This is a genomic window from Microbacterium sp. HM-570 (genome assembly GCF_054165885.1).
On sequence record NZ_CM135111.1, the window covers coordinates 635448 to 648819 of the forward strand.

Consider the following 13372-nt stretch of genomic DNA (forward strand, 5'->3'; position numbering starts at 1 on the left):
TCTGCGCAGTCCGCCTAGACTGCCGCCGTGGGTGAGCGCATCGAAATCAACGGAGTCCGTGTCTACCGTGCCGAGCCGTCGGGTCCGCCACGCGGGGCGATCATCGTCATCCATGAGATCTGGGGGCTCGTCGACCAGATCACGCGGATCACCGATCGGTGGGCGGACGAGGGATACCTGGCACTCGCCCCCGACCTGCTGAGCGACATCGGCGTCACTCCCGAGGTCGGCGAAGAGCTCGCTGCTCTCAACGCCGACCCCGACGAAGAGAAGCGCGCATCGCTGCAGCCGCGCCTGAGAGAAGCGCTCGCCCCGATCCGTTCCCCCGAGTACGCATCGGAGGCCGTGGCGCGCCTGCGTACCGTGGTCGACCACCTCGCCTCCCTGCCCGCGATCAATGGACGCATAGCCGTGACGGGGTTCTGCTTCGGAGGGACGTACAGCTTCGCCCTCGCCGCGGACGACGACCGGGTTCGCGCCGCGGTTCCCTTCTACGGGACGGCACCAGAACCCGAGGCTATCGCCCGCATCACGTGCCCCGTGCTCGCTCTCTACGGCGAGCTCGACCCGGCGCTGATCGATCGTCTGCCCGAGGTACGCGGGTCGATGGAGGCGAACGGCATAACGTTCTCCGATCACGTGTACCCCGGCGCGCGGCACGCATTTTTCAACGAGACGAATCCCCACACATACGATCCGGATGCGGCCGCAGACGCGTGGCGGCGAGCCACGACATTCGTCGACCAACGGCTGCACGTCAACGCCTGCTCGCGAACCCGCTGAGCCGGACCTCAAGGGCGGGGCCGGCGTGTGTCGTATACCCAGTCCTCGGCGATCGCGCCCCGGTCATCGCGCAACACGACGGCGATCGTCGCGACGACGACGACGAGAACGAGCGCCACGAGCAGGACGACGATGAGCATGAGAACCTCCGAGATCGGGTGAATGGTTCGATCCGATCGCGGCGCAGCACGAACAACAACAGGCCAATCGAATTGGACTGGCTCCTGCCCGTACGTTCTTCGCGTAAATTCGCGGATTCAGGCGGTCACTACGGTCCAAATCTTCTCGATTGGACCAATCCAGATATACACGGCTACTGACCGCGCATCCCCGGAGACAACGTCCGTACGATGGCCGCGAGGAGGGATCGTGGGATTCTCGCTGGCCGGGGCCGTCGTGTCGCTCGTCATCCTTGCGCCGAATGCGCTGCTGATCGTCTTCCGGCCCATCGACAGCCCGCCGCTTACGCACCCTCCCCGGCCACTCGCCTGGCTCGAGCGAGGTGGCCAAGCGCTCTGTCTCGTCGTTCCGGCGCTGACGGGGCGGGAACCCGGCGATGCCTGGTGGCTCGCAGCCGTGATCGCCTCCATCGCCGTGTACCTCGGGCTCTGGGCGCGCTACCTCGCGACGGGACGGCGCATCGGGTCGCTCTACGCACCCCTCGGACCGATTCCGGTACCGATGGCGCTGTTCCCGATCGCGGCGTTTTTGTTCGCCGCCGGATGGCTCGGGTCGTGGTGGATCGCGCTCGCCGCTGTCATCCTGGCCGCGGGGCACATTCCCCTCGCCGCGGCCGTCTCCCGTGCCCTCGAGCGCACGACCCGAACACCCCCGCCGTCGTGACAGGGGTGGCAGCGAGCGCGAGCGCAACCCCCATCCCGCAGCGCGCGGCGCGCGTATCGTGGCCGACGAATCGCCCGTGAAAGGAGCCCCAATGTCGCACACCGTCGCAGAACTGTTCGTCGAGACCTTGAAGAGCGCTGGAGTAACGCGGATCTGGGGGCTGCCGGGCGATTCGCTCAACGGTTTCACCGACGTTCTGCGCCGAGACAAAGACATCCGCTGGATGCATGTGCGGCACGAAGAGTCCGCGGCCTTCGCTGCTGCCGCCGAAGCCGAGATGACGGGAGAGCTCGCCGTCGTCGCGGGCAGCGGGGGCCCCGGCAATCTGCATTTCATCAACGGCCTGTTCGACGCCCAGCGCAGCCGCGTCCCGGTGCTGGCGATCGCTTCGCATCTGCCGACCGCCGAGATCGGCAGCAACTACTTCCAGGAGACGCACCCGCAGGAGCTTTTCCGCGAATGCAGCGTCTACAGCGAACTGGTCGCCGACCCGAGCCAGCTCCCGTGGGTACTGGAGATCGCCATGCGCACAGCGATCGAAAAGCGCGGGGTCGCCGTCGTCGTCGTGCCAGCCGACGTGTTCTTCGCCGATGCTCCCGACCGCCGTCCGTCCGCACCGATTCGCCCGACCGAGTCCCGGGTCCTGCCAGCCGAGTCGGAGTTGCGTGCGGCCGCCGCTCTCCTCGACACCGCCGGCAAGGTCACGATCCTCGCCGGCGCGGGCGTCGCGGGGGCTCATACCGAGGTGATGGCGCTCGCCGAGCGCCTGCAAGCGCCCATCGTTCACGCGTACCGGGGCAAGCAGCACATCGAGTACGACAACCCCTACGACGTCGGGATGACGGGGCTGCTCGGCTTCGCCTCGGGTTACCGCGCGATGGAGCACTGCGACACACTGCTGATGCTCGGCACCGACTTCCCGTACCGGCAGTTCTATCCGAGCAGAGCGAAGATCATCCAGATCGACATCCGCGGCGAACAACTCGGCCGCCGCACCCCGATCGATCTCGGCCTGGTCGGTGGCGTGCGCGAGACGGCGGCGGCACTCCTGCCTCTGCTGCGCGAGGATCACCGCGACGCACACCTGAAGGACTCCGTGGCCCATTACGCGAAAACCCGCCGCGAGCTCGACGGCTTCGCCAACGACGACGGCAAGCAGCCGATCCATCCGCAGTACGTCGCACGCCTGATCGACGAGCTGGCAGCACGAGATGCGGTGTTCACCGCGGATGTCGGCACGCCCGTCATCTGGGCCGCTCGCTACCTGCGAATGACGAAGGAGCGACGCCTGATCGGATCGTTCACTCACGGCTCGATGGCCAACGCCCTGCCGCACGCGCTGGGCGCCCAGTCGGTCGACCCGAAACGTCAGGTGATCGCGCTCGCGGGCGACGGGGGCCTGGCGATGCTGATGGGCGACCTGCTCTCGATCCGCCAGAACGACCTGCCCATCAAGATCGTCGTGTTCAACAACTCATCCCTGAATTTCATCGAACTCGAGATGAAGGCGGCGGGAATCGTGCCGTTCGGTACCGGACTGCAGAATCCGGACTTCGCCGAGGTGGCGCGGTCGATGGGCATCGGAGGCATCCGTGTCGAAAAGGCGTCCGAACTCGAAGCCGCGCTGACGGACGCGTTCGCCGATCCGGGTCCCGTGCTGATCGACGTCGTCGTGGCGCGCGACGAGCTCTCCATCCCGCCGTCGATCACCGCCGCGCAGGCCAAGGGGTTCGCGCTCTATGCCCTGCGCACGGTGATGTCGGGCCGGGGCGACGAGCTTCTCGATCTCGCCGACACCAACGTGTGGCGGCGGATATTCGGGTGAGGCCTAGGCGCGAACGCGTCGGCTGGCCCGGAGCGCACTGTCGACCACGGCGACGGCGACGATCGTGACGAGGTAGACGACAATGTCGCGCGCGTCGAAGACCGTGCCGAGCACGAGCATGATGGGCGGGAAGACCGCCCCGAGGGCGAGGGGTACGCCGATCAGCTGGAACAGTTCCACGCCCACGCACCACACCGCCGCGAGAAGGCCGGTGACGACGACGCGCCGACGGGGCAGCAGGATCACGACGGCGAGATAGACCGCGACCGCGTAGAGGGCGTCACCGGCGATGTCGGATGCTGCGACGTCGGGCGCAAGCAGGTACACCGCCAGACCAGCACCGACCGTGAGCAGGAGCGCGCCGAGGGCGACCACGCGACGGCGGATGGGCCGCGCCGCAACCGTCGCACCTGAGTCATCCGCCATCCCTCCACCGTATGCGCCGCAGCCGCATATTCACGGCGCGACGGCCTACCGTCGCCCGGGCGCGGGGAACAAGATGTAGGCGGGAGCCGCCTCCCGGCGGAGCATCTTCCACCACGAATCTCACGGCAAAGGCAGGCACATCATGTCTCGGACTTACGTCATCACAGGAGCGGCGAGCGGGATCGGCGCGGCGACCGCGCAGCTGCTCGGCGAGCGCGGCCATCGGGTCATCGGGGTCGACATCCGTAATGCCGACATCAACGTCGATCTGACGACCGCCGAGGGACGTGAGCGGATGGTCACCGAGGTCTCCGCGGCATCCGCCGGGCACATCGACGCGATCATCGCCAATGCGGGGCTGGCCACCCCCACCGCGGCGACGGTGGCCGTGAACTTCTTCGGAGCCGTGGCGACGCTCGGGGGCCTGCGCCCCCTGCTGGCCGGGTCGGCGGCCCCTCGCGCCGTCGCGACAGTGTCGATGGCATCGCTCTACCCGCCAGATGACGCCTTGCTCGAGGCGCTTCTGGCCGGTGACGAAGAAGCGGCGCTCGCTCGGGGCGCCGAACTCGAGGCATCCGCGCCCGAGATGGCAAATCTGATCTACGGAACGACGAAGCGGGCGCTCGCGCGATGGATCCGTCGCAACGCTCCGACGCCCGACTGGGCAGGAGCGAGCATCCCGCTGAACGCGATCGGCCCAGGTGTTGTGGCAACACCGATGACCGCAGACCTGACCGCGACGGCCGAGGCGCGGGACGCGCTGCTCCAGATGGTGCCGATGCCGCTGAACGGAATCTTCGAACCGCGTGACGTCGCCTATCTGCTCGCCTGGCTGACGAGCGAGGAGAACGCCCACCTGTGCGGGCAGGTCGTCTTCATCGACGGCGGATCGGATGCGATCATCCGGGGCGACTCGACCTGGTGAGCTGTCCGCTGTCCGGCATCCTCGCCTCGCACGGGAACAGGAGAACACACGAAAACAGGAGGATCCGCGCCGGATCGTCCTGTTTCCGGCGAATCGCCTGTTCTCGAGCGAGGGTCGGGCAGGGAAGAGCCGGGTGACGGATGCTTCGGCCGCACGCCGACGCCTGCCCTAGCCTGAGACGGTGAGCGAAGAGACCCCCCGCCCGGCAGCACCCGCGGCAGCGACCGCGACCGCGACCGCGACCTCGACCTCGACCTCGACCGCGACCTCGACCTCGACCTCGACCGCGACCGCGACCGACGACGATCGTGCCGAGACGAGCATCGCCGCCGCGATCGGCCGGGCCGTGGCATCCGCTCGCTCGGACCGGAAGCTGTCGATGCGCGCTCTCGCCGCCGAGGCGGGCATCAGCCAGCCGTTCCTCAGCCAGATCGAGAACGGCCACACGCTTCCGTCGATGCTGACGCTCTACCGCCTCGCCGGTGCGCTCGGCCTGTCGGCCGCCGAGCTGATGCCGTCCGAGGTCGGGCCGGCTTCGATTCATGTCCAGCGCCGCGCGGACGCACGCCGGGTGCCGGTCACCGAGTCCGCCAACGCGGGCATCGGGCGCATCCTGACCGCCTCGGGTCGTCGCGTCGTCGCGACCGAGTACGTGGTGCGCGCAGACGAAGACATGGGCGACTGGTTTCAGTCGGACGGCGAGCTGCTCGTCTACGTTGCCGACGGGCGGATTGTTGTGACGATCGAGGGCCAGGGCGAGTGGGAACTCGGCACCGGGGATGCCATGACCTACCCGGGTGAGCTGCGAAACGTGTGGCGCGTGATCGGCCCGGAGCGCGCCACAATCCTTCTCGTGCACTCCCCGGATGCGTGAGGTTCAATTCGTCTCGGGGTCACGAGCCCGGCCGTAACAAGTTATTTACATAAGCAATCATTGATTGCTGTGTACTATCACTCCATGAGTGAAACCTTCGTTGTCCCGACCGTCGACATCTCCGCCTACGTCGAAGATGGGAGCGCGGAAAGCAAGGCCGCCGTCGCGCGTGCCCTCGATACCGCGTGTCGCACCGTCGGCTTCATCCAGATCGTGGGCCACGGCGTACCGACGTCGGCGACGGATGGCCTCGCGCAGGCGATGGACGACTTCTTCGGCCAGGAACTCGAGGCGAAGAAGCAGTGGAAACGTCCCGCAAAAGAGAACCGCGGCTACAGCCCGCCCAAGAGTGAATCGCTGAGTTATTCGCTGGGCGTCGACCCCGTCACGCGCATGAACGACTTCTTCGAGGCCTTCAACATCGGCAGCTCGGCTGCCGACTTCCCGGGCTTCACCGACGAGACGGGCGACTACGCGGCCAACACCTGGCCCGACACACCAGGATTCGAGGAACGCGTCTCCGCATACTTCGCCGAGGCGCGGCGGGTGGCCTACACACTGCAGGATGCGTTCGCGGATGCGCTCGGCGTCGACCGGGACGTGTTCGGCGCGGTGTCGGACCATCCGATCAACGTCTTACGCATGAACAATTACGCCCTGCCCCCGGGCAGCATCGAGCTCGGCGCCGACCTCACCGGGATGGGCGAGCACACGGACTACGGGATGGTCACGGTGCTGTGGGCCGATCGGGTCGAAGGCCTGCAGGTGCTAGGGCGCGATGGGCGGTGGCACGATGCCATGCCCGCCGAGGGGGCACTGCTCGTGAACCTCGGCGACATCGCCGCGCGCGTCACGAACGACGAATGGATGTCGACCCTGCACCGCGTCAAGCCGCCCATCGTGAATGGCACGATCAAGCGGCGTCGCTCGGCAGCGTTCTTCCACGATTGGAACGCGGATGCCGTCATCCGGACGCTGCCGACGATCCTGGAGCGCTCCCAGCCGATCTACGAGCCCATCACCGTGGCCGAGCACGTGCAGGCGAAATTGCGCGGATCGCGCGCGGGCGTCAAGAACACCGCGGCCGCGCGCGAACAGGCGCGCGTCGAGGCAGCACTGTGACGCATCCTGCCTCCTCGCCCCTGATTCCGAAGGCCGAGCTGCATATGCACCTCGAGGGGGCCCTGGAATCCGAGCTTCTCGTGACCCTCGCGCGCCGCAACGGTGTTGCGCTGCCCACCTACGATCCCGATGCGCTCGACGCCCGCTACCGATTCGGGCAGCTGCAGGACTTTCTCGACGTGTACTTCGAGAACCTCGCGGTCGTGCGGACCGCCGAGGACTTCTACGACCTCGCGGCGCTCTACCTGCGTCGCGCGCGTGAGAACGGCGTCACGCGCGCCGAGTCCTTCTTCAACCCGATGACGCACGTGCAGTCGGGGGTGCCGCTCGCCGCGGTGATGGAGGGCTACGGCGCCGCGTTTGCCGACGCCCGGCGCGAAGGACTCTCGTGCGACATGATCCTCGACTTCACGCGCGATCTGGGGGCCGAGGCAGCCGATCAGATGCTGACGGACTTCGCGCCGTTTCGCGACATGATCATCGGCGTGGGGCTGGACTCGACCGAGGTCGGTTATCCGCCGGTGCTGTTTCGTGACGTGTTCGCGCGCGCTGAAGCGGACGGCCTGCACCGCACATGTCACGCGGGCGAAGAGGGCGATCCCGAGTACGTTCGTCAGGCTCTGGACGATCTGCGGGTCGAGAGGATCGACCATGGACTGCGCGCGGTCGAAGACCCGGAGCTGCTGAAGCGCATCGCCGCCGAGCAGATCCCGGTCAACGTATGCCCACTGTCGAACGTCGCGCTGCGCGCCGTGGACCGGATGGAGCAGCACCCGCTGTTTGCGATGCTTGATGCGGGTGTTGTCGGGACGATTTCGAGCGACGACCCGGCCTACTTCGGTGGTCAGATCGGGGCCAACTTCGGGGCTCTCGAGGACATCGGAACACCCCGGGACGTGCTGCTCGGGTGCATCGAGAACTCGTTCGAGGCCGCGTTCATCGACGCGGGCGAGCGCGAGCTGCACCTGGCTGCGCTCCGTTCCGCGGCGGCGTAACGGGAGATGTGAAAACTCTCATCTCAGCGTTGCGATTTCGGCGTGATGTGGGGGCCTTTCGGGGTTCGGGTGTCGGTGGTGGTCCATAGAGTTTAGAACATGCATTCGAATAACAGTCGCGTCGCTGACATCTGCGACGTCGATACCGAAGCGCGTGACCTCGCGATCCGGTTCGCCGAGGCATCGCGGGCGGTCGCTCGTGCGCAAGCTGCGCAGGCGCGGGTCCTGGCGGATGCTGCGGATCTCGGGATGCGTCGAGTCGCCGAGTTGGGGTCGACGTCCTCGCGTGAGGCAGAACTGCCTCTTCGTGCTTTGGCTGCAGAGCTGGCGGTCGCGGCGTGCATGTCCGATCGCACCGTGCAGGGCCGAATGAACGACGCCGCCGTGCTCGCCGAAGCGTTCCCCGCAACGTTTGACGCGTGGGATGAGGGCCGGGTCAGCGCGAGGCATGTCGCGGTGATCATGGAGCACGGACTACCGCTCACCGACGCGGACGCGCGTGCCGTGTTCGAGCGCGAAGCGCTGGTCCGGGCCGAGGGAACCACGCCCGGACGGCTCGGGTCCGCGCTCGCCCGACTGGCAGAGACGCTGCAGCCCCGGACGCTGACGGAACGCCACCAAGAAGCCCGTGCTTCGCGGGGTGTCGGTGTGCGGGACATCGGGGATGGGATGGCGGAGTTCAGCACCACCCAACCCGCGGTACTCGCCCACGGGATGCACGACCGCATCACGCAGCAGGCCCAGGCGATCAAGAACGCCGACCCGTCTGATGCCCGCACGATCGATCAGATCCGTGCCGACCTCGTCGCAGACATGCTCCTCACCACCACACCCGACGCCCAGACCGGCGCGGGAATGTCCGACGGGTTTGGTGGACTCGGGTCGATCCAAGCGATCGTGAACGTCACCATCCCCGCCCTCGCGTTGGCCGGAGTCACGGATGAGCCCGCCGAACTGGTCGGGCGGTGCCCGATCGACCCCGCGATAGCCCGGCAACTCGCGGGACACGCGACCGGGTGGGACCGGGTCCTCGCCGACCCCATCACCGGATGTGTGCTCGCCGTGGACCGGTACACCCCGTCGGCGGACATGAAACGGTTCCTCCGGGCGCGGGATCAGCACTGCCGATTCCCCGGATGCCGACAACCCGCCCACCGGTGCGATCGAGACCACACCCTCGACTACGCGTTGGGCGGCGAAACCGACGTCTGCAACCTCGCCTGCCTCTGCAAACGACACCACACGTTGAAGGGCGAAACGGCGTGGACCGCCCGACAACTCGGCGGCGGAATCCTCGAATGGACCTCACCCGGTGGTCACATCTACATCGACAAACCCCCACCCGCGCTGGTCCTCTTCACGCCGAACACGGACCCACCACCGTTCTAGGCATCGCGTCCGCCGCGCCCGTCCGCCGCGCCCGCTCCGGTCGCGGAGCCTCCGGTCGCTGCGCCTGTCGAAAATGACCCGCTGCATCCTGCCCGCTCGGCGTGCGCGGTTCCGGCGTTCCCTTCGACAGGTCCAAAGAGCACTGAGCCCCCGGTCACTGAGCCCGTTCGAAGTGACCGGCTCAGGGAACGTCATCACCCTCCGGCGCGCCGTGGGTGTGCATGCGGATGCCGACCTCGTTGAAGATGCTGATGATCTGCGCGGGACGGTTGCCCGTTGCGCCCATCGCATGCGGGATGCGGGTATCGAACTCGGCCGCCTCGCCCCGCGCCAGCACGAGGTCCTGCTCACCGAGCCGCAATCGCAACCTCCCCGCGATGACATATAGCCACTCGTAGCCATCGTGCACGCGCAGCTCGGAGCATCCGTTCGGATCAGGCGAATACGTGATCTTGTACGTGTTCACGGCTGAGCCCTCGGGCGCGAGCGGAGCGATGACCATGCCATCCCGACGAATGACCGACCGGCGCACGCGAGGGTCGACCGTCGGCGCGGCCACCAGGTCGTCGATCCGCACCCCGAGCTGACGGGTCAGCGGCACCAGCAACTCCAGGCTCGCCTGACGCTTGCCAGACTCGAGCCGAGACAGCGTGCTCACCGACATCTGTGCCCGCGCGGCCACCTCTTCGAGCGTCCACCCGCGCGCATGACGCGCCGCACGAAGTCGCACGAAGTCGCACGCCGACCTGATCCAGTCCATCCGCCATATCGCCCACGCTTCCCGACTTGCCAATACCGCAAACCTGTTTGCCATTCTGACACCCATGACTGCACGCTGGGGTCATGCAGACATCAGTCACCGACTCTTCGGCCGAACTCTGGGACACGATCATCATCGGCGGGGGCGTCGCCGGTCTCAGCGGCTCGCTCATGCTGGGCCGCGCCCGCCGCCGCGTCCTCGTCATCGATGCCGGTACACCCCGCAACCGCTTCGCCGCACACATGCACGCCGTTCTGGGTCACGAGGGCATCGACCCCGCTGAACTGTTGCGCATCGGTCGCGCCGACGCATCCGCCTTCGGCGTCGAATTCGCGGATGCCTCGGTCACGCGCGTCGATGATGTGCCAGACGAACTGCGAGTCACGACCGACACCGCGACGTCGTATGTCACGCGCAGCCTGATCGTCGCAACCGGCATCACCGATCGCCTGCCCGATATCCCCGGACTATCGGAACACTGGGGAACGAATGTCCTGCACTGCCCGTACTGCCACGGCTGGGAGGTGCGCGATCGGCGCCTGGGTGTGATCGCCATCTCACCGATGTCACTGCACCAGGTCCAGCTGCTCCGACAGTGGAGCGACGACGTGGTGTTCTTCGCAGACCTCGCCGGCCCCCTCGACGAGCAGACGCGGGCGCGCCTCGGCGCCCGCGACATCCGCATCGTCGACCAACAGGTCGTCGAGGTACTCAATAACGGCGGCACCCTGAGCGGCGTGCGGCTCGAAGACGGCTCGATCGTCGAGATCGACGCGATCTTCACCGGAGGCGCCCCGGAACCGCATGACCGGATGCTGGAGCACCTGAACCTCGACCGGGTCGACAGACCGATGGGCAACGTGATCGCCGTCGACGCCGTGGGTCAGACCAGCGACCCCCGCGTCTGGGCTGTCGGCAACGTCGTCAACCCCGCGGCGAACGTCCCGCTCGCCATGGGCACAGGCTCATTCACCGGTGCCGCGGTCAACGCCGCGCTCGTCACCCAGGACTTCGATACCGCCGTGGACCGAACGAGCAAAGACGCTGCGGAGGTCGGGGCATGACGGATCAAGCGCCGATCGATTTCTGGGAGCAGCGCTACAGCGGCACCGGCCGAGTGTGGTCGGGCCGGGTCAACGCGACGCTGGCCGCCATCGCCGGAGAGTTCACGCCCGGTCGTGCACTCGATCTCGGCTGCGGCGAGGGCGGAGACGCCATCTGGCTCGCCGAGCACGGATGGTATGCAACCGGCGTCGACCTCTCGCCCACCGCGATCAACCGGGCGCGAGCGGCGGCCGCCGAGCGCAAGCTGCACGATCGCACGACGTTCGTGTCGGCCGACCTGGCGGCTGACCTGTCGACCTACACCGACGACGACAGCTACGACCTGGTCATGGCATCCTTCCTGCAATCCCCCGTGGAGCTGCCACGCGAGCGGATCCTGCATGCCGCGACCGGATTCGTCGCGCCCGGCGGACGCCTGCTCGTGGTCGGGCACGCCGCGGCGCCGGCGTGGGCGCCGCCCGAGTTCGTCCAGCACGCGGTCTTCCCCACGCCCGACGGTGATCTTGCAGCGCTCCGCCTCGACGCGACGCAGTGGTGGACGCTGGTGTGCGAGGTACGGGAGCGCGAGGTCACGGCACCGGATGGTTCGGACGCCGTGCTGCTCGACAGTGTCGTGCTCGTGCAGCGCGCCAGCGCGCCAGCGGGTGAGGATCGCTCGCCCGAGCCGTAGCCTGGGGGCGTGACTACCCCCGAGAAGAGTGCAGTCTCGCAGGCGACCCGCACCCCGTCCGCCGTGCGAGGCCTCCGACGCGCGGCGATCGTCGTGGTCATCGTGTCGCTGCTGCTGGCCGGTGCGCTCGGAATCGTGGCGCTCCTGTCCGGTGAATTCGGTGAGACGCAGGGCCGCATCCTGCTCACGACCCTCGCCGTCGCGGCGTTCGGGCTCACCGCACTCTGTCACCTGGCGATCGCGTCCCACAGGTTCCGCATCGTCGGGTACATCGGTATCGCGACGAGCGTCGCGGCGCTCATCCCCGCCCTCGTTCTCATCTGGTCGTGGTTCGACCTCAGCGAATCGACCAGCGACTGGTTCCGCGCGCTCGGCGTCCTGACGATCCTCGCCGTCACCCTCGCGCAGGCGAACCTTCTGCTCCGCTCCGCGTCCTCCACGCGACGGATCGTTCACATCGGTCTCACGATCACGCTCGCCGCCGCCACGATCGTGGCGATCATGCTGTGGCTGCCGATCCTGACCGAGGGCGATATCCCCGGCAGCGACACCGGCTACTGGCGGTTCTTCGGGGTGATCGCGATCATCGATGTGATCGGCACGATCGCTGTGCCCATCATCGGACTCGTTGTGCGCGGCCGTCCGGATGACTCGGCGCGGCTGACCCTCGACATCCCCGCGACACTCCTCGCTCGCCTCGAAGCCGAAGCGTCATCGCACGGGACAGACCGCGAAAGCGTGGCCATCACGGCCCTCGATCGCGGGTTGAGAACAGAGCCTCAGCAGGACGCGGTGTGAACGGGAACGACGAGGAACTTCCCCTCGATCCCGACCTCGATGCCGCCGAAACGGCAACCGGCGCGTCGCGCCCCATCCATCTGCGCCCTGGCGCACTACTGCTCGTTTTCGTCGGCGGAACGCTCGGCACCGCCGCCCGCGAAGCGCTCAGCTTGGCCATCCCGCCCCTGAACGGCATCCCGTATGCCATTTTCGGCATCAACATCGTCGGGGCTCTGCTTCTGGGCGTGCTGCTCGAGTCGCTCGTCCGCCGCGGCCCCGACCACGGCGGTCGCCAGCGCCTGCGGTTGCTGCTCGGCACGGGCGTCATGGGCGGGTTCACGACATACAGCGCCCTCGCACTCGATTCGGCGCGCCTGATCGGTTCTGGCACGGTCGGTGCCGGAGCGGCATACGCCGTGGGGACGGTCCTGGTCGGAGCCGCCGCGACCTGGACCGGGATCGCTCTCGCCGCCGCCGCGCATCGCCGAACGCGACCCGTGCCGAATGGGGAGACGCGATGACCCCGCTCGTTTTCGTCGCCATCGCCGTAGCCGGCGGCCTGGGTGCGGCATCCCGATTGCTGCTCGACGGCATCATTCGAACCCGCGTCTCGGGGCGAATCCCCTGGGCCACGATCATCATCAATGTGACCGGATCGTTCGCACTCGGGTTCCTCGCCGGACTCGCGGCCGGTCAACTCGTCTCGGACGGTTGGTACGCCGTCATCGGGGCCGGGTTCCTCGGCGGCTACACGACGTTCTCGACCGCCAGCTTCGAGACCGTGCGCCTGTTGCAAGAGCGCAAGCGGCTTGCGGGTGTCCTCAACGGGCTCGGCGTGCTCGGCGCGACCACCCTCATGGCTGGGCTCGGCCTGTGGATCAGCGGCAGCATCACATGACGACGGCTTGACCGAAC

16 protein-coding genes are annotated in these 13372 nt (G+C 67.7%); 13 read left to right on the top strand and 3 right to left on the bottom strand.

Annotated elements, in window-relative coordinates:
• Positions 1 to 27 precede the first annotated feature (27 nt).
• The gene (locus tag ACT9TC_RS03000; protein WP_458041960.1) at positions 28 to 783 is read left to right on the top strand and encodes a dienelactone hydrolase family protein; all 756 of its coding nucleotides are present in this window, start codon (positions 28 to 30) and stop codon (positions 781 to 783) included.
• Positions 784 to 791: 8 nt separating this feature from the next.
• Here the strand turns inward: ACT9TC_RS03000 and ACT9TC_RS03005 are convergent, their stop codons facing one another.
• A complete protein-coding gene (locus ACT9TC_RS03005) occupies positions 792 to 923 on the bottom strand; it encodes a hypothetical protein (protein WP_458041961.1) in 132 nt (43 codons plus the stop codon).
• Between the two features lie 229 nt (positions 924 to 1152).
• Here ACT9TC_RS03005 and ACT9TC_RS03010 point away from each other — a divergent pair, with 229 nt between their 5' ends.
• On the top strand, positions 1153 to 1626 hold the full coding sequence (locus tag ACT9TC_RS03010) for a hypothetical protein (RefSeq protein ID WP_458041962.1): 474 nt from the start codon (positions 1153 to 1155) through the stop codon (positions 1624 to 1626).
• Between the two features lie 91 nt (positions 1627 to 1717).
• On the top strand, positions 1718 to 3451 hold the full coding sequence (gene poxB, locus ACT9TC_RS03015; RefSeq protein WP_458041963.1) for a ubiquinone-dependent pyruvate dehydrogenase: 1734 nt from the start codon (positions 1718 to 1720) through the stop codon (positions 3449 to 3451).
• A gap of 3 nt (positions 3452 to 3454) precedes the next feature.
• Here the strand turns inward: poxB and ACT9TC_RS03020 are convergent, their stop codons facing one another.
• On the bottom strand, positions 3455 to 3877 hold the full coding sequence (locus tag ACT9TC_RS03020; RefSeq protein WP_458041964.1) for a ribosomal maturation YjgA family protein: 423 nt from the start codon (positions 3875 to 3877) through the stop codon (positions 3455 to 3457).
• Positions 3878 to 4019: 142 nt separating this feature from the next.
• On the opposite strand from ACT9TC_RS03020, the gene ACT9TC_RS03025 reads away from it, so the two are divergent.
• From ACT9TC_RS03025 to ACT9TC_RS03045, 5 genes are all read left to right on the top strand, one after another.
• A complete protein-coding gene (locus ACT9TC_RS03025) occupies positions 4020 to 4802 on the top strand; it encodes an SDR family oxidoreductase (protein ID WP_458041965.1) in 783 nt (260 codons plus the stop codon).
• Between the two features lie 181 nt (positions 4803 to 4983).
• On the top strand, positions 4984 to 5676 hold the full coding sequence (locus ACT9TC_RS03030; protein ID WP_458041966.1) for a helix-turn-helix domain-containing protein: 693 nt from the start codon (positions 4984 to 4986) through the stop codon (positions 5674 to 5676).
• 84 nt (positions 5677 to 5760) lie between these two features.
• The gene (locus ACT9TC_RS03035) at positions 5761 to 6798 is read left to right on the top strand and encodes an isopenicillin N synthase family dioxygenase (protein ID WP_458041967.1); all 1038 of its coding nucleotides are present in this window, start codon (positions 5761 to 5763) and stop codon (positions 6796 to 6798) included.
• Entirely contained in the window at positions 6795 to 7793 is a 999-nt protein-coding gene (gene add, locus ACT9TC_RS03040) for an adenosine deaminase (protein ID WP_458041968.1), read from the top strand. The genes ACT9TC_RS03035 and add overlap by 4 nt, the downstream gene beginning before the upstream one ends.
• Positions 7794 to 7892: 99 nt before the next feature.
• Positions 7893 to 9182, top strand: a complete 1290-nt coding sequence (locus ACT9TC_RS03045) for a DUF222 domain-containing protein (protein ID WP_458041969.1) — start codon at positions 7893 to 7895, stop codon at positions 9180 to 9182.
• A gap of 181 nt (positions 9183 to 9363) precedes the next feature.
• On the opposite strand, the gene ACT9TC_RS03050 is transcribed toward ACT9TC_RS03045, so the two are convergent.
• Positions 9364 to 9942: a helix-turn-helix domain-containing protein gene (locus ACT9TC_RS03050; RefSeq protein ID WP_458041970.1), complete on the bottom strand. Its 579-nt coding sequence runs from the start codon at positions 9940 to 9942 to the stop codon at positions 9364 to 9366.
• 83 nt (positions 9943 to 10025) lie between these two features.
• Between ACT9TC_RS03050 and ACT9TC_RS03055 the strand changes: the two genes are divergently transcribed.
• From ACT9TC_RS03055 to crcB, 5 genes are read left to right on the top strand one after another with little or no spacing between them, the layout of a single operon-like run.
• Complete coding sequence (locus ACT9TC_RS03055; protein ID WP_458041971.1) at positions 10026 to 11006, top strand: NAD(P)/FAD-dependent oxidoreductase; 981 nt, start codon at positions 10026 to 10028, stop codon at positions 11004 to 11006.
• The gene (locus ACT9TC_RS03060; RefSeq protein ID WP_458041972.1) at positions 11003 to 11677 is read left to right on the top strand and encodes a class I SAM-dependent methyltransferase; all 675 of its coding nucleotides are present in this window, start codon (positions 11003 to 11005) and stop codon (positions 11675 to 11677) included. Before ACT9TC_RS03055 ends, ACT9TC_RS03060 begins: the two co-directional genes overlap by 4 nt.
• Positions 11678 to 11686: 9 nt before the next feature.
• Complete coding sequence (locus ACT9TC_RS03065) at positions 11687 to 12475, top strand: hypothetical protein (RefSeq protein ID WP_458041973.1); 789 nt, start codon at positions 11687 to 11689, stop codon at positions 12473 to 12475.
• Positions 12472 to 12978 carry a fluoride efflux transporter FluC gene (locus ACT9TC_RS03070; protein WP_458041974.1) on the top strand — a complete coding sequence of 169 codons (507 nt, stop codon included), beginning with the start codon at positions 12472 to 12474 and terminating at the stop codon, positions 12976 to 12978. The genes ACT9TC_RS03065 and ACT9TC_RS03070 overlap by 4 nt, the downstream gene beginning before the upstream one ends.
• Positions 12975 to 13355 (top strand): fluoride efflux transporter CrcB, encoded by a 381-nt coding sequence (gene crcB / locus ACT9TC_RS03075; protein WP_458041975.1) that lies wholly within the window; start codon positions 12975 to 12977, stop codon positions 13353 to 13355. The genes ACT9TC_RS03070 and crcB overlap by 4 nt, the downstream gene beginning before the upstream one ends.
• Positions 13356 to 13372 lie beyond the last annotated feature (17 nt).